At 53.7% G+C, this 17124-nt stretch carries 14 protein-coding genes; 12 read left to right on the plus strand and 2 right to left on the minus strand.

Annotation, left to right across the window (positions count from 1 at the left end; all coding sequences use genetic code 11):
• Positions 1–629: 629 nt before the first annotated feature.
• The 4 genes from ACO6TI_RS28945 to ACO6TI_RS28960 all read left to right on the plus strand — a co-directional run bounded on the left by ACO6TI_RS28945 (position 630) and on the right by ACO6TI_RS28960 (position 5160).
• A protein-coding gene (locus tag ACO6TI_RS28945) for an IS3 family transposase (RefSeq protein ID WP_196878866.1) occupies positions 630–1756 on the plus strand; the annotation gives its coding sequence in 2 pieces (ribosomal slippage) (positions 630–894 and positions 894–1756; 1128 coding nt in all).
• Positions 1757–2146: 390 nt separating this feature from the next.
• Positions 2147–2907 (plus strand): IS5 family transposase gene (locus ACO6TI_RS28950; protein WP_196878867.1). Its coding sequence is split into 2 segments (ribosomal slippage): positions 2147–2357 and positions 2357–2907, totalling 762 coding nucleotides; the frame shifts between segments, so codons are not numbered across the junction.
• Between the two features lie 43 nt (positions 2908–2950).
• Positions 2951–3466 (plus strand): redoxin domain-containing protein, encoded by a 516-nt coding sequence (locus ACO6TI_RS28955; protein WP_196894671.1) that lies wholly within the window; start codon positions 2951–2953, stop codon positions 3464–3466.
• 731 nt (positions 3467–4197) lie between these two features.
• A complete protein-coding gene (locus ACO6TI_RS28960) occupies positions 4198–5160 on the plus strand; it encodes a peptidoglycan-binding domain-containing protein (RefSeq protein WP_158705697.1) in 963 nt (320 codons plus the stop codon).
• 522 nt (positions 5161–5682) lie between these two features.
• On the opposite strand, the gene ACO6TI_RS28965 is transcribed toward ACO6TI_RS28960, so the two are convergent.
• Positions 5683–6945 (minus strand): class II D-tagatose-bisphosphate aldolase non-catalytic subunit, encoded by a 1263-nt coding sequence (locus ACO6TI_RS28965; protein WP_196878870.1) that lies wholly within the window; start codon positions 6943–6945, stop codon positions 5683–5685.
• Positions 6942–7901 carry a sugar kinase gene (locus ACO6TI_RS28970; RefSeq protein WP_422383869.1) on the minus strand — a complete coding sequence of 320 codons (960 nt, stop codon included), beginning with the start codon at positions 7899–7901 and terminating at the stop codon, positions 6942–6944. Before ACO6TI_RS28970 ends, ACO6TI_RS28965 begins: the two co-directional genes overlap by 4 nt.
• Before the next feature lie 119 nt (positions 7902–8020).
• Here ACO6TI_RS28970 and ACO6TI_RS28975 point away from each other — a divergent pair, with 119 nt between their 5' ends.
• The 8 genes from ACO6TI_RS28975 (at position 8021) to ACO6TI_RS29010 (ending at position 16630) form a co-directional block, all read left to right on the plus strand.
• Positions 8021–9067, plus strand: coding sequence for a LacI family DNA-binding transcriptional regulator (locus tag ACO6TI_RS28975; RefSeq protein WP_422383870.1), 1047 nt, complete (start codon positions 8021–8023; stop codon positions 9065–9067).
• A 112-nt stretch (positions 9068–9179) separates the two neighbouring features.
• On the plus strand, positions 9180–10508 hold the full coding sequence (locus ACO6TI_RS28980; protein WP_104705224.1) for an ABC transporter substrate-binding protein: 1329 nt from the start codon (positions 9180–9182) through the stop codon (positions 10506–10508).
• A 141-nt stretch (positions 10509–10649) separates the two neighbouring features.
• Positions 10650–11522: an ABC transporter permease subunit gene (locus ACO6TI_RS28985; protein ID WP_104705225.1), complete on the plus strand. Its 873-nt coding sequence runs from the start codon at positions 10650–10652 to the stop codon at positions 11520–11522.
• Between the two features lie 13 nt (positions 11523–11535).
• Positions 11536–12369, plus strand: coding sequence for a carbohydrate ABC transporter permease (locus ACO6TI_RS28990; protein WP_196901315.1), 834 nt, complete (start codon positions 11536–11538; stop codon positions 12367–12369).
• Positions 12370–12380: 11 nt separating this feature from the next.
• The gene (locus ACO6TI_RS28995; RefSeq protein WP_422383871.1) at positions 12381–13385 is read left to right on the plus strand and encodes an ABC transporter ATP-binding protein; all 1005 of its coding nucleotides are present in this window, start codon (positions 12381–12383) and stop codon (positions 13383–13385) included.
• The gene (locus tag ACO6TI_RS29000; protein WP_104705228.1) at positions 13382–14146 is read left to right on the plus strand and encodes an L-iditol 2-dehydrogenase; all 765 of its coding nucleotides are present in this window, start codon (positions 13382–13384) and stop codon (positions 14144–14146) included. Before ACO6TI_RS28995 ends, ACO6TI_RS29000 begins: the two co-directional genes overlap by 4 nt.
• Before the next feature lie 11 nt (positions 14147–14157).
• The gene (locus ACO6TI_RS29005) at positions 14158–15627 is read left to right on the plus strand and encodes a mannitol dehydrogenase family protein (RefSeq protein ID WP_422383872.1); all 1470 of its coding nucleotides are present in this window, start codon (positions 14158–14160) and stop codon (positions 15625–15627) included.
• A gap of 7 nt (positions 15628–15634) precedes the next feature.
• Positions 15635–16630 (plus strand): alcohol dehydrogenase catalytic domain-containing protein, encoded by a 996-nt coding sequence (locus tag ACO6TI_RS29010; RefSeq protein WP_422383873.1) that lies wholly within the window; start codon positions 15635–15637, stop codon positions 16628–16630.
• Positions 16631–17124: the final 494 nt, after the last annotated feature.

Genomic DNA, 17124 nt, shown 5'->3' on the forward strand with positions numbered 1-17124 from the left:
ACACAGTGGCTAAAGCATAGCCAACCAAGAATACGTATTCAAGTAGTTTCTGAATACGTATTCAGAAATGCAGAAAACCTTGCCTCAAAGATGAGGTGCCGCCATTCTCACCAAGCGCCACTCGAAAAATATACCACAAGCAACGAGAATACTGGGTTCCAAATGAAGGACGAGAATCAAGCGGTTCGGAAATACTGAGAGGTTCGATTCCGACGTCTTTACCTGTTCACTCGGCGGCGGCAAATACCGCGGGCCAAACTTATTGAAGAGTGAGACGTCCCAGAACGACTTCGAAAGCAAGATTCCGCTGGGTAAACGCGCTATATCCCCCTTCTATTTGCAAGCAGCTAATCTGAATATTTAGGCGCGGACAGGAAAAAATTCTGTTGGAGGTGTACCCACGCTGTAACATCCCATTTTGAAAAAGAGCCTTGGACAGCGTTCATGAACCAGAGCACAATTTACCTCAGTTTAGTACAGCCGGTGTCTGCCTCACGCTGGGACAGCAATCGCCGGTCGTGTTCCAAGAAACGGTTGGTTTCAAGTCCCGCTATTCGTTGGAAGGAATGCGAGTGATCCTCCCCCTTTGAAGTGGTCCGCCGTTATGTTTAGGAAAACGGAGGATCAAAATGGCTACGAAACGTCACAAGCCAGAAGAAATTGTCTCGAAGTTGCGGCAGGTTGAAGTCCTTGTCGGCCAAGGGATGCCGAGGATCGATGCCATTCGACAGGTTCGCATCACCGAACAGACGTTTTACCGTTGGCGCAAGCAGTATGGTGGGATGGGAACCGACCAACTGAAAGAACTCAAACGCCTTCAGAAAGAGAACGAGCGGCTGCGCAAGGCGGTCTCTGACCTGACCCTAGACAAGCTGATCTTGTCAGAGGCCGCAAAGGGAAACTTCTGAGCCCCGCCCGTCGTCGCGCCTGCATCGATCATATCCGCCAACATCTCGGCGTGTCAGAGCGTCGAACCTGTCGTGTTTTGGGTCAGCACCGATCCACGCAGAGGAAACGTCCAGCAGGGCGTGCTGACGAAGAACGTCTTGTGGCGGATATGATTGAGCTGACCCGCCAGTATGGCCGTTACGGCTACCGTCGGATTGCTGCTTTGCTCAGAGAGGCCGGTTGGCATGTGAATGACAAGCGTGTTGAGCGACTTTGGCGACGAGAGGGGCTGAAAGTTCCTATGAAACAACCAAAGAGAGGGCGGCTCTGGCTGAACGACGGATCATGTGTCCGGTTGCGACCAGAGTATCCCAATCATGTCTGGAGTTATGACTTCGTGCATTGCCGAACCAATGAAGGAAAGGCATTCCGGACTCTGAACATCCTGGACGAGTATTCCCGAGAGTGCCTGGCAATCCGGGTGAAGCGAAGGCTAAACTCCACTGACGTGATTGATGTGCTGACGGATCTCTTCATCCTTCGAGGTGTTCCAGCCAACATCAGATCAGACAACGGGCCGGAGTTCGTTGCTCAAGCCGTCAGGGACTGGATCAACGCTGTGGGTGCCAAGACCGCTTATATCGAACCAGGTTCGCCATGGGAAAACGGATATTGCGAGAGCTTCAACGCCCGGCTCCGTGACGAACTGCTGGACGGAGAAATCTTCTACAGCCTGAAGGAAGCGCAAATCCTGATTGAACAATGGAGGAAACATTACAATACCAAGCGCCCGCACAGCGCATTGGGCTACCGACCACCGGCACCGGAGACCATCGTCCGGATGGACCAAAGCCCAGTCATGCACTAACAATCAAAATGGACCACTCAGGTGGGGCAGATCAAAACGAGTCGGAAGCCGTGGTGGTTGTTTTCCCAAACTCTCGGCTAGTATCAAACCTCCACCCAAATACATCAATCATCTCGATTAACGCTTGGAGCATCACACTTGTTTCTCCAGATCCAGGCCTTGCCAAATCGCTCTATGGAATGGGCGAGATTATGGTTCTACCCGCAGCAGCGATTGGATGTTACTCAGGTAGGTCAAACACGTGGTCTTGAGCATCAATTATGAGCTATAAAACCAACGGGTTCAAAGCGATCGACCGATCAAACGGACCAAGCCACAGCGTCTGGGGCTTTGCAAACACTGAAGTTTCGCATGCTGGTGTGATTCAAGCTCTGAAAAGGAGCCTCGAACATGCGACACGCCCTCTCCGACTCCGAATGGAGGTTGATAGCTTCAGTCCTTCCTCGCAAACCGCGAGGCGTCCCGCGTGTGGATGACAGGCGTGTCTTGAATGGAATTTTCTGGATCTTGAGGTCGGGAGCGCCGAGGCATGATCTGCCCGAGCGCTACGGCCCCTACACCACCTGTTACAATCGCTTCGTGCGTTGGCGTTGCGCAGGCGTTGGGATCGTATCCTGACTGCCATCTCGCATCGCAACGATGCCAAAGTGCAGATGATCGATAGCACGGTAGTCCGCGCCCATCAGCACGCAAGTTGCATCCAGAATAACGCCAGAGAAGGTTTTGGACGTTCGCGTGGAGGGCTGACGACCAAGATCCATGCCGTTGTCGATGCGAACGGACTGCCGCTCAAAGTCTTGATTGCCGGCGGTCAGCAGCATGACAGTTTGATGGCAGTTGCTCTACTTGAAGGCCTACCAGGCGGCGGAATGATTCTCGCCGACAAGGCCTATGACGCGACCGAGATAAGAACGTTCGTGAGTTCCCGTGGAAGCTGGGCGAACATCCCACCCCGTCGAAACCGGCGCGATCCGATCTGCTTCAGCGCGTACCTCTATCGGGATCGCAATCTCGTCGAGCGCTTCTTCAACCGGATCAAGCACTGCCGACGTATCGCAACCCGATACGAAAAGCGCGCCGCCAACTTCCTCGCCTTCGTCAAGCTCGCTTCCATCCGGCTCTGGCTACGTGTTAATGAGTCCACGGCCTAGTATTCAAGCTACCTACCCACAGTCCACATTTGAAGGATTTTCAATGACCCTGCCTAGACCCAATGTCAACGCTCCGGTGCCCACGCTCAACCTGCCGAAGATTGACGGCGGTTCCGTACAAATCGGTGTGCCAAAGGATAGGTGGACTATGCTGTTTGTGTATCGCGGCAAGCACTGCCCACGCTGCAAGCGGTTTTTGAACAAGTTGGATGCTGCGCTGTCTGATTGGACCGCTGCAATGGATGTGGTGGTCGTGTCGGCGGATACCGAAGAGAAAGCTAAAGCGGACCAGGCTGAATTCAGTTGGAACTTTGATTTGTGCTACGGGCTAACCGAGAACCAGATGCGCGCGCTCGGGTTATACGTGTCCGACCCACTCTCCGAAGCAGAGACATCGGACCGTTTTGCCGAGCCCGGTGCGTTCGGCATTCGCCCTGACGGCACGTTGATGCTGGTTGATATTTCAAACGGGCCAGCTGCGCGCCCAGACCTTGAAGAGTTGCTCGATGGTATGATTTTCAACATCAACAATGACCGCCCAACTCGAGGTACTGCGTAGTACTCTGATGACGGACGTGCAATAAATGAAGAAGATTGGATTGAACGCGCTGTTGCGACGGAGAGGATCGGTCATACGCCTCGAGCCAGGGAACTGGCGGGCAGTGGAATCGAAGGTGACTCATAAGGAGCCGAGCCGGACTTGAGAAAACGGCGATCAGGAAACGTGATAAGATTTCGACCACGGCGGCGAGGGAAACTCTTGCTGCCGTTTTGTTTATTCTGATCATCGGCGCATTTCTCGGAACAAGAAAACAGCTTTCAATTGCCGGTGTGCTTTGTCAGGTCGCTCAGTCATGGTCCGAGGCACAAGCGCCCGACGATTCCAGCTTCAATTTCTGCCGCACACTCTCTCTGCGGTGGAGGGTGACAAGGTCAAGTGCAATGGCGTGAACATGCGCGCATTGGGCGACGGCGCGCCAAACAGATCCGGTTTCGATACACCAGAGATCTATAGACCGAAATGCCAGCAAGAATTGGAACTGGGCCGAACCGCGAAATCGAAAATGCAGGAGCTGATCAACCGGCCGGGAGCCAAAGTAAAAGACTCTGGTGTTCGCGATCGATACCAACGTCCGTTGATCAGGGTAGTCCTTCCGGATGGCAGATCGGCCTGAAGTGTTTTAATCGGTGAGGGACTGGCAAGACGCTGGACACCTGGGTATCGCGCAACTGGTGCACAAGTATTGACGCAGATTTATTGCAGACGAATTGATGGAAAGGGCGTGCACAATGCCAGAGTTTGATGGGCCTAAGTACTGGCCATTGCTAAAGAACTATACGGAGTCATTTACTGTCGAAGTGCTCCAGAATAATCTGAATATGCTCGCAAAGGTGCAGAACCTGCAAAAACACTATTCTCCAAGCGGGAAAGCCCTGTCCAAGATGGGCCACAAAACCTTCAGTGATCTGAAGGACAGCGATCTGCTACTGGAAACGGATGGGAAATACGGCCGCCTCACCGCTGGGCGGGTTGTTATTTTTCAGGACAACTTCAAGCTCCCGACAATTGACGGGATCGTGGGCACAAAAGAGACATGGCCCGCTCTTGATCATGCCATGATGGCTGTCGAGCGCGAAATACTGAGGGCCGCGCTCAACAATAGACCCAATCTCATCAATGCAAAGCAGACTCTGCCCGGTGGCGCGGATTGCGGCTACTTTGCAGGCTACGCAGTGGCAGCAACCGAAAATTCCTCTTTCGGTCCGACCTCGATCAGCTTTGACCGCGACGATGCGCTGGCAGCGCGCGACAAATTTGACGAAACGATTGATGAGAAGGATCACGGGAAGGAAAACACCGGAAAAGACCTGCATGTCCTGGATGCTGCGCGGTATCTGGAAAGCCTGGGCGCAAGTGGGTTCCGACTGCGCGACATGACTTCCGGCAATTTCGCAACTGAAAACAAATTGATTGAGTTTCTGGATGAGCGAACAAATGCGGGGCGATCGCCTGCCATGGTTGCGCTCAACAATGTGATTAGCCCGTCAATTGGGCATTGGGTTGCCGTTTTGGGAAAAAACGAGGTTTTGGGCATCACGCTCTACCTGATATACGACAGCTCGGGACGTTTGCCGAAGGCGATGAAAGGTGCGGGCTCCATCGCCGGAGTGACCTGTGTCTGGGTCGACGAATTCGTTTTGCGCGCCTTTTTCGATGATCGTAGCGCAAGCCGGATCGTCTCACGGTTTTAAGGCGCGTGGGTTTTGAACCCGCCACGCCATCAGCGCTTTTTGATGTGCTCAGGTCTTCAAGTTAAGGATCACCGACGCGCGCTTTAGCTTTTTTGGCTGCAGGCTGTCTGAAATTTTGAAACGCACGCTCAGCGTGCCTTGTTTCATCTCGGAACAGTTCTGCTTTGCCTGTTTTTGGCAGGAATGTCCGACGTCTTCTTCGCCCCGGCGTAACTTCGCTTCGAAGAAAACGAAACCCGGCGCATTTTGCCGGGTATGAAGTTGGAGTGCACAGTTTGAGTGTGGACCTCCTCTGGGCTTATGAGCAATTGTTTCAACGGCTTGCACTGAATGTCCTCTAGATTTGCAGACGCCTTCTTTCCTAATTTTGAGGCAAGGAGGCGATGATGGGCACGAGCAATTTCAGTGACGATTTCAAACAGGACGCGGTGGCACAAATCACCGAGCGGTTATCCGGTTGCGGTTCTTGGACGAACCGGAAATTTGACGCACGGATCGTCCCCTAAACGTAGCCGGCCAATATTATGGGTGAGCATTTTGTCCAGCGGCCTCAAAGTATCGATCCACACAACGCTGAACATGCCGTTCGATCAGTTCGCTGGGCGAACTCGGCATCTCACCGAATTCGAGCCCCATAAATGATTGGGATACGACCGTCTCCGGCGCTGATTTGATGCTGAGTGTCTCAATCAGGTCATCCAGTGCTTCGGCAACCTCGGCATCCGCCCAGTAATACCGGATACGGTCGCTATAGCTGTAGATCTTCAGGACATTAAGTTCCTCATCGCTGCCATTGTAGTAGTCTTGCCAGTAGTAGGGGGCTTCGTTCATTCGGTCGTTGATTATGTTGCGGAGCCGTGACGACTTGCCAGATCCCAGCTGCTCTCCGATGGAGACCAGGGCCCAGACGGCTTCCCGAAATCTGAACGTCAGTTCCGGACCTACCTTCAAAAAGAAGAAGTGGTTCTTGACCAGATCGGTCAAGGCGGCCGTTGACTGATAGTCCGTCGAGTGCGCCTCATAGGTCAGTCCATCTTCCAACAATATCGCTTCGCTGAGTGGACGGGCCTTGTCCGGGACGAATGGGAAGACCGACGTGTGACCAAAGTCCACTCCAGGTTGGGTGACCACTGAAACGATGCGCTGCCAGGCGGCATCCAATCCTCTTTCCGCCCAGGCATCGCGATGCGTCTGAATGGTTTCATGGAAACGCGCAACAGATGTGACATCCAGTGTTTCAGGTTCTTCGGTTTCGCCACCGGGAACCGGAACCTCGGTGCCAATGATGTATATTAATTTGTCCGGATCTGGTGCGTAAGCCTCTGCAGTTGCGCAAAGATCGGCCGCGCGTTTCGCGATCTCACCGAAGCTTGGATTTGGTTCGCCGCCACAAGCCATACTGGCGTCCAGATGAATTTTCGTGAACCCTGCTTCGACGTAGAGTTTCACCAACTCGCGCGCCTTTTCCATGGCTTGTGCGACGGGCTCCGACTTCCACGGATTGGGGCCCAAGTGGTCACCACCAAGGATCAGCTTGTCCATCGAAACACCAGCCTCTTTTGCCATGCCGCTTAGCCACCCCATGAAGCACCGGGGTGTCATACCGGTGTACCCCCCGTCTTGATTGACTTGATTGCAGGTCGCTTCGATCACCGTGGGAAATCCCGTTTCGGCAGCATAGGCAAGAACCGCGCGCAGTACATGTTCATTCGCGGTGCAGAAACACGGCAGGCCAATGGGGTCGCCACTGCGGTTTCGGGCGATCAGGTCATGAACGAGACTCATGCTATGAACTCCTTGGGCTTGGCGCTTTCAAGAAATCTTTTAATTTCACCCGGGCTGGAGTTACCCTCCATTGGGCCTCGCCGTGTCACGGCGATGGCACCTGCAGCGTTAGCTTTCTGCCCTACTTCAAAAAGAGGAACACCTTGTGAAATCAGCGAGACAAAAGTCCCGCAGAAGCAATCACCGGCGCCCGTTGGGTCGATTTCATTCACGTCGTGCCCCGGGAAATCGAACCGTTCGCCTTGTCCGACAACCGTGGCACCGCTTGCGCCTCGTTTGACAACAACAATCTCGGCGCGAGCGTCTAGAAGCCGGTTCACGGCGATTTCTTCAGATAAATCGGGAAACAAAAACTGAAGATCACTGGTACTTGGAAGTAAACAATAACTACAGTCCATTACTTCGTGGATAGCGTCCACTGCAGAAGGATCACTCATCAGTTCGGGACGAGCGTTGGGGTCACATGTGATCCAACCGCCTGCGGCGGAAACTTGTCGAACAGCTGCCAATATCTTGCTGCGCATCGTCTCGGCGCCAAGCGACGAAGCAGAAACGTGGAGGATGGTTTGTGCCGGATCCAGGAGAGAGAAAGGCGTTTCGAATTGATCAGCGGCCGTTCCCGATAAATGAAAGATGAAGTCGCGATCACCACTGTCATAATATGAAACGAAGGCAACACCGGTACTGCGGTTTTCCGAGAACTGAATGCCCCGGGTGCCGACGCCATCCGCATTCAATCGCTTAACGACACTCCGACCGAAGCCATCACGACCCACACCACCGATCATCTCGGTACGAGCGCCCATCCGGGCGGCCTGATCAAGAAATATGGCAGGAGCGCCGCTGGGATAAGGTCCTGAATAGTCTGAAATCAATTCCAGTGAACAGTTGCGCCGGTGGGAAACAAACTCGACAAGGACTTCCCCCACACTCGCAATGGTTCTTGTCTGAGACATGCCTTCCTCCTTTTCGGGGAAGGTGTAGACCATAATTTTACATGTGTCAAAATATTAGCTTCTCACTTTAAAAAAGTTGAAGAATACGATAGCAATTTCGCTGGAAGGAGATCCTTTTGATGGTGAGAGCCAAACAAAAAATTGCCACGATGAAAGAGCTGTCCGAGGCTATCGGCATCTCTCGCCCAACCCTTTCGCGCTATTTTCAAGATCCATCGACGGTAAAGCCATCGACGTCACGGAAAATCAAAGAGCGGTTAGCCGAAGTGGACTATGTTTACAACTTCATAGCGACTCGACAGAACCGAAAGTCCTCCGGCCTGATTGGTGTGATCATTCCGCACTATAAGGACCTGTTTTTCACCAGCCTTCTGGAAGCCATCGAACGGGCCGCAAGGGACGCGGGATACACTGTGATCACTCAGAGCTCGAACGGCAATGCAACGGGCGAGGCCCAAGCCGTCGCGCGACTGCGGTCCATGAGTGCGGATGGCGCCATAATTGCGCCCCTTGGGCTGGAAAGCTCGACAGAGGCGTTTCAATTGGCGCGCGAGGATTTTCCTATTGTCTTTACCGATTCACGCCCTGCGGTGGAGATCCAAGGCTCGGATTTCGTTGGGACGGACAATGCGCAAAGCATTGCGGCAATCGTCGACTATCTTTGCCGGACTGGCGAACCGCCCGTATTTCTGAGCATGCCCCGCGTGAACTCAAATGCCATAGAACGCCAGGACGCCTATCAAGCCAAGATGCATGAATTGGGGTATGAACCGAGGTTTATTGAATCCGGCAGCGCAGATGAATCCTGGCAGTTTGAGGCCTATGGCCTTGGTATCATGGATGAGCATTTCAGCCGCCAAAGATACACGTCGGCTACGATCCTTTGCGCGAACGACCGTATAGCAATCGGAGCGATACGTGGCGCAAACAAACACGGACTGTTTGCGCGAAACCCGGAGCGTCGCAGCGGACTGCGGATCGCCGGGCACGACGATCACCCTTTGAGCCAGTTCATGTTTCCGGCCATCACCACCGCTGCACAAGATATTGAAGGCATCGGCGACGTTGGTGTTCGCATGTTGCTGGAGCGCATCCGAGGAGAACGCGATGATGCATCGATCGCAGTTTTGATGGAAGCGGCGCTCAGGATTCGAGAATCCACCTGAGTGCACGCGGAACAGGAAAACGCGCAAACACTTTTTTACATGTGCAAAAAATTTCTTGACCCCCGGTATTTCTCATGCAATCTTTTACATGTGTAAAACTGGGAGGACGAAGATGTTTATCAAACGCACACTGCTTAGCACGGCAGTCAGCTTCGGACTTGTAGCCGGGATGACATCCGCGGCTATGGCGGAAGAAATCACGATCGCTACGGTCAACAACGCTGACATGATCGTTATGCAGGAGCTTGCACCGCAATGGGAACAGGCGACCGGTAATACAATCAACTGGGTCGTTCTGGAGGAGAATGTTCTTCGTCAACGAACTACTCAAGACATCGCAACGAACGGTGGTTCGTTCGACATCATGTTCATCGGTGCTTACGAGGCTCCGATCTGGGGCGCCAACGGTTGGCTGACACCGCTGGACGATTTCGCAGACGACCCCGATTATGATCTGGAAGATATTTTTCAGTTGGTTCGGAACGGTCTGTCTGCGGACGGCAAGCTTTATGCCGTTCCGCTCTATTCTGAGACTTCGTTCACGTTTTACCGGACGGACCTCTTCGAAGCGGCCGGAATTGAAGCCCCCACAGGGCAGCCCACCTATACCGAGTTCGCAGAAATGGCGGCCAAGCTCCATGACCCGGACAACAGCGTTTACGGAACATGTCAGCGCGGCAAGGCTGGCTGGGGCGAAAACATGGCCTTTGTTGGCACCCTTGCCAATGCATTCGGTGCGCGCTGGTTCGACATGGAGTGGAACCCCCAACTCGATAGCCCCGAGTGGAATGCCGCGATCACCTACTATGTCGACCTGATGACCAACTATGGCCCTCCAGGCGCTTCCGGCAATGGTCACAACGAAAACCGTGCGCTGTTCAAGGACGGCAAGTGCGCGACGTGGGTGGACGCGACCTCGGCTGCAAATGATGTGCGCAATCCCGAGACATCCTCGGTTGCAGACGTTACAGACTTCTTCCAGGCACCCAAGCAGGAAACTGACAAGGGAACCGGCTGGTTCTGGTCCTGGGCTCTCGCTATCCCTGCAAGCTCTCAGAAAGCTGACACCGCCAAGGACTTCCTGAAATGGGCAACGTCCAAAGAGTATTTCGAAATGGTGGGCGAAACCAAAGGCTGGGTCGCCGTGCCGAGCGGCACACGAGCCTCTGTCCATGAAGACCCGCGACTTTTGAAAGCAGCGCCTTTTGCGGAGACCATCAAGAACGCGATCTTCTCTGTAGACCCGGCAGATCCGACCCGTGACCCGGTGCCTTACACGGGTGTCCAGTTCGTCGCGATCCCTGAGTTTCAGGGCATCGGCAACTATGTCGGCCAACAGGTTGCTGCGGCTCTGGCCGGTCAACAGTCAGTCGAGCAGGCGCTTGCCAATAGCCAGCAATTCGCCGTCCGCGAAATGACAAAAGCAGGTTACATCAAGTAACCGCCTCCCTGGATGGGCCGGGGTCACGTGCCTCGGCCCTTTCAGTTCCCGGAAAAGCTTTTTTGGGGCGTTTTGGCAAAGATCTGATTTGGATTTTTTCCCAAATGCGGCAGCGCAATTCGACTTGGGAGGGCGAAACGCATGTCTACGAAAGCGTCAAGATCCGCTGCACGAATGATGATCTCGCCTGCGGTTCTGTTACTCCTCGGCTGGATGCTCATCCCGTTGTGTATGACGGTTTATTTCTCGTTCCTGCGCTACAACCTATTGCAGCCGGGGACAACGCCCTTTGCAGGGTGGGAGAATTACTACTGGTTCGTCACGGACCCGAGTTTCAAGGCCGCAATCACGAACACGCTGGCGATGGTTGGCGGTATTTTGTGCGTCACAACGATCGGTGGCATCGGCTTTGCGCTTTTGCTGGACAAGCCCATGTTTGCGACCGGATTTATACGGATCATGGTTATCGCACCATTTTTTGTGATGCCAACCGTTTCTGCGCTTGTTTGGAAGAACATGTTCATGAACCCCGTGAACGGCATATTTGGCAATCTTGCTACAAGCCTCGGATTCCAGCCCATAGACTTCTTCGGCCAATACCCGTTGGCATCGATCATCTTCATCGTGTCTTGGATGTGGCTGCCATTCGCTACCTTGATCCTCCTGACAGCACTCCAGTCGCTCGATCAGGAGCAATTGGAAGCTGCTGAAATGGATGGGGCCGGTTGGGGAAGCAGATTCTGGTTCATCATGTTACCGCACCTGGCCCGGGCGATAACGGTGGTCATCCTGATCCAGACGATCTTTCTATTGTCGATTTTCGCCGAAATCCTGGTGACCACCAATGGTGGTCCGGGCACCGCGACGACAAACCTCACCTATCTGATCTATGTCTCGTCGCTTTTGCAATTTGACGTCGGCATGGGAAGCGCCGGTGGCGTCATCGCCATCATCCTCGCCAATATCGTTGCGATCTTCCTGATGCGGATGATCGGCAAGAATCTGGACGCTTGAGGGAAGATCGATCATGGCACGCGCAATCTCGACCAAAGCCAAGGTCACCAACACCGCAATCGCTGGAACGCTCGGTTTCCTGATGTTCATACCCATCCTCTGGATCCTGATCCTGGCGTTCAAGACCGAAGAAGATGCGATCCGGGCGCCTTTGGAGATCCTGTTCGGAAGTGGCTGGACAACCGATAGCTTTGGGACGGTTCAGGCCAGATCTGACTACTTCAAGCATTTCTCCAACTCGGTCATTATTTCCGTCGGATCCACGTTTTTGGGCCTCTTGATTGCGATACCAGCTGCGTGGTCAATGGCATTTGTTCCATCCAAACACACCAAGAATGTGCTTATGTGGATGTTGTCGACCAAGATGTTGCCACCGGTTGGTGTGTTGGTGCCAATCTATCTGGTTTTCCGGGATTTCAACCTGCTCGACACTCGTCTTGGTTTGACGATCGTTCTGATGCTGATCAATTTGCCGATCATCATTTGGATGCTCTACACATACTTCAAGGAAATTCCGGGCGAAATTCTGGAAGCCGCCCGTATGGATGGGGCGTCACTGCGTGATGAAGTCATTTACGTACTGACACCGATGGCGATCCCCGGCATGGCGTCGACAGTTCTCCTGAACATCATTCTAGCCTGGAACGAAGCTTTCTGGACGATCAACCTTACGGCCGCAAATGCGGCACCGCTGACTGCATTTATCGCCAGCTATTCCAGCCCTGAAGGACTCTTCTACGCCAAACTGAGTGCCGCTTCAATCATGGCTATTGCACCCATTCTGATCATGGGCTGGTTCAGCCAGAAACAACTCGTCCGGGGCCTGACCTTCGGTGCCGTGAAGTAAGGAACAAGAAAATGGGACGCATTCAGCTGAGGCAGGTCCAAAAAAAATTTGGTGATGTGGAAGTCATTCCACCATTGGACCTTGAAATAGATGATGGGGAGTTTGTCGTTTTTGTCGGCCCGTCCGGGTGCGGGAAATCCACACTCTTGCGTCTCATCGCAGGTCTGGAAGACACAACGTCGGGCATTATCGAAATTGACGGCGAAGATGCGACCGCAACCCCACCTGCCAAGCGTGGTTTGGCGATGGTGTTCCAGTCTTACGCGCTTTACCCGCATATGTCGGTGCGCAAGAACATCGCCTTTCCCATGCGAATGGCGAAGATGAGTGTAGAAGAGCAGGACAAGCGGATCACTGCGGCGGCCAAGGCGCTGAACCTGACAGATTACCTGGACCGACGTCCCGGTCAACTCTCCGGCGGTCAGCGTCAGCGTGTTGCCATAGGTCGGGCCATTGTGCGCGAACCCGCAGCGTTTTTGTTTGATGAGCCGTTGTCGAACCTTGACGCCGCATTGCGGGTCGGAATGCGCATGGAAATCTCCGAGCTGCACAAAAAACTCGACACGACAATGATCTACGTGACCCACGATCAGGTCGAGGCCATGACCATGGCCGACAAGATCGTCGTTCTGCGCGCCGGCGTGATCGAACAGGTGGGTAGCCCGTTGGAACTGTACCGAACGCCGCGCAACAAGTTCGTAGCGGGCTTCATTGGCAGCCCCAAGATGAACTTCATTGAAGGAGCCGAGGCCGACACTCACGGTGCACAGGCAATCGGGGTCAGACCGGAACATATTGATGTTTCAACCACGGCAGGCGCCTGGAGGGGCACAGTCGGCGTGGCCGAGCATCTGGGGTCAGATACGTTCATTCATATCCATGGAATTCCGGGCTGCGACCCGATGACCGTGCGGGCACTCGGGGATGTCGCGGTACAGCACGGTGACACTGTTTTCCTGACGCCGAATTCCTCCCAAATCCACAAATTCAATTCCGAAGGGTTGCGCATGTCATGAGAACGCTCGAAGGAAAAGTTGCTCTCGTGACCGGTGGTGCGCGTGGGATCGGCCGCGCAGTTTGCGAGGCAATGGCCGATGCTGGTGCAAAAGTTGCTGTTGCCGATTTGCGCGAGGATGACGCCGCAGAAACGGCACAGGCCATTGGCGGCCTGCCTGTCGAAATGAATGTGATGGATTTCGACGCGCTTTCGGACAGCGCACAACAGGTCGAAAACGCGTTGGGTGGCATTGATATCCTTGTCAACAATGCGGGTATCTTCAACATGGCCTCGATCGACAGGATCACGCCAGAAGACTACCGCCGCCAATATGACGTCAATGTTGGAGGAACAATCTTTGCCTGTCAGGCGGTCATACCGTTCATGAAAAAGCGCGGCGGTGGCGCGATTATAAACTTTTCAAGCCAGGCCGGTCGTCGCGGCGAACCCAACATCACACTGTATTGTTCAACCAAAGCGGCGGTCATCTCGATTACACAATCGCTGGCGCTCGAGTTGGCAACTGACAACATTCGCGTGAATGCCATTGCACCGGGTGTCATCGACACCCCGATGTGGGACGTCGTTGACGCGCAGTTCTCCCAATATGAGAACAAGCCCCGCGGCCAGAAAAAGCGAGAAGTTGGTGAAGCCGTTCCGTTGGGCCGTATGGGCGATCCTCGTGATATCGCCGATCCATGCGTGTTTCTCGCTTCGGACGCCTCCCGATACATTACTGCTCAGACGTTGAATGTCGACGGCGGCAACTGGATGAGCTGACGCTGAAGCCAATGCAAAAACTCTCAAACGCAGCGCTTATCGACTTGCCCGCAGGTGTTTGTTTTCCTGCCTACAATCGCGCGGCCATCACACCGGGCATCGTGCACATCGGTTTGGGTAACTTTCACCGTGCGCACCAATCTTGGTATCTGCACCGGCTGATGCAGCAGGGAGAGGCGCTGGATTGGGGGATCATCGGCGCAGGTGTTCGCCAGGGCGACGAAGCTCAACGGCAACGGCTGTCAGCACAGGACTACCTGACAACCCTGATCGAGCTGGACCCCAATGGACCTTCAGTGGAAATCGTTGGGTCAATGATCGGCTTCGTGCCCGTCGAGGAAGACAACGCCTCCTTGATACGGCAAATGACCGACCCGGCAATCCGCATTGTTTCGCTTACCGTTACCGAGAGCGGGTATTACATTGACCCAGTAACCAATGCATTCAATTCGGACCATCCTGACATCCGACATGATGCCGCCCATCCCAACAGTCCTCGAACAGCTTTCGGTGCCATGATTGCGGCACTGAAAACACGCCGCAAGGAGTCTACAGGACCATTCACCTGCCAAAGCTGCGATAACCTGCAAGGCAACGGCGCAATCTTGAGACAGACGCTGGTTTCACTCGCCCACCTTTCCGATCCGGATCTGGCAGACTGGATTGATACGAATTGCTCCTTCCCCAATTCCATGGTGGATTGCATTGTTCCTGCTACCGGGCCGAGGGAACTGGAACTGGTCAGGCAATTCTGCATCAATGATGCAGCCCCGGTGACCCATGAAAATTTCCGCCAATGGGTAATTGAAGACGACTTCTGTGCCGGGCGTCCCGATTGGGACAAGGTCGACGCGACATTTACACATGACGTACATGCCTACGAGACGATGAAAATTCGCATCTTAAACGGTGGTCATCAGATCATCGCCGATGCGGGTGAAATTTTGTCTCTCGAATACATTTCGCAATGTATGTCACACCCTTTGATTGGTGCGTTTTTTCGCAAGATTGCAAGGATTGAGATCGCACTTCAGGTAAAAGCTGCCCCGGGTGTAGCACCAGCCTCTTATGTCGATCTGATTGACCGACGGTTCTCAAATCCCGAGATCATCGACACCGTGCGAAGAGTGGCGTTTGACGGCTATTCGCGCCAGACGGGATTTGTTCTTCCAACCTTGCGTGACGCGCTTTCCAACGGTGACGCCATTGACGGTCTCGCGCTGTCCCAGGCGATCTGGGCGAGGATGTGCGAAGGAACACGGGAAGACGGCACTGTCATAGAGCCCAATGATCCTGTGTGGGATAGGCTAGTGGTTACTGCCCGGGCAGCGAAGTCCAATCCGCAAGCATGGCTGGACCAAAGTGACATCTACGGGGATCTGGGAAACAACGCCCTGTTCCAAATCCGGTTTCATACCTGGCTTTCGCTTATCTGGTCCGAAGGTTTGGAAGCGGCATTGGCATCATACCTGCAAGGATAATCACGCTATGAAGGCTGTCGTTTTCACCGGAAAAAATGAAGTTCAGTACAAGGATTTGCCGGATCCCGCACCAGGGCCGGGTGAAGTTGTTGTCGAAGTCAAGGCAAGCGGGATTTGTCACACCGACTATGAAGTTTTGAAAGACAACTATGGGACTGGCGCTTTTCCCGTTGTACCCGGTCATGAATATGTTGGCGTCGTTGTGGATGTTGGGTCAGGCGTAGCAAATGTCACCTCCGGAGACCGTGTCGCTGTTGACCCGAACTTCGAATGTGGCACCTGTCGGGCGTGCAGGCACGGCTGGGCACATCTTTGTGACAAGCTTGGCGCGTATGGTGTAACAACCCATGGAGGCTTTGCTGAGTTTAGTCTCGTGAATGCCGCCAACGTGCATCCCATCGGTGACATGAGTTTCCAGCAGGCTGCTTTGGCAGAGCCCATGGGATGTGTTCTAAATGGCGTCGATGCGGTTCACGCTCCGTGGATGGAAGAGGCATTGATCTTTGGTGCTGGACCGATGGGATTGCTCATGGGAATGGCGCTTAAGTCGACAGGCATCTCAAGGGTAACCTTCTGCGACATCTCGGACAGCCGTCTTGAATTAGCATCGAGCTTTGGATTCGAAGCAATCGCAAGCGGCTCCTGTGACCTGCAAGAGTGGCATCATCGAGCAGATCTTGCCGTTGAAGCAACGGGCGTTCCGGCTGTTGCTGCAGGACTTGCCGACTATATGGCAAACGGTGGCAAAGGTCTTTTTTTCGGCGTCTGTCCATCTGATGCGAAGATTGATCTTAGACCTTTCGAGGTTTTCCGAAGGCAATTGACGCTCGCTGGATCGCATTCTCTAAACCACAACATCCCAAGGTCATTGGACATCATAACGGGCCACGGTTCCGAAATTGACCGCGTTGTTTCGCACAGACTGCCGCTCGAGGAAATTTCAAGATTTCTCGCCAGCGCACCACCGAGCAATAGTCTGAAAGTGCAGTGGGCCTTCGATTGACGTTGCCAGGATTTTTGGAAACGGTAAGGCCCTCGCGACAATCCCGTTCCGCTGGAAATTGCGATACGGGTCATTTTTCGTGTGCCGCTGGTGTCTGCACTTCAATTTGAGAGTCTTCTGCAAGATTGTCTGCGCAGATTAAAATGCGGAAAAACCCGACAGCCTCTTTGAGGACCCCGATTTGGACACTTGTTGATTCCGAAGCGAGAGCTTCATGACAGTTTCAACACAAGCGGTTCAGCAAAACGCGTCGCTTCGTCACTCATATCGATGAGACCAACTTCACCTCATTTCTGCAAAAAGCTAGAGGCTTGCGAGAAAACCACCAATAAAAAATACAACTCATTGGACCGGGGGTAACGGCGGCAGCCCTCCTCCGCTACCAAACACTTCCCGCAATGCTTTGTAGTTCTTAGTGAATTTGCAAGTACCTCGACCGTATCAGCACTAAAGCCGGCATGAGATTGCAACCAACCAGCTGATTTAGTTACATA

This window comes from Roseibium album (genome assembly GCF_965233825.1).
Classification (GTDB): domain Bacteria; phylum Pseudomonadota; class Alphaproteobacteria; order Rhizobiales; family Stappiaceae; genus Roseibium; species Roseibium album.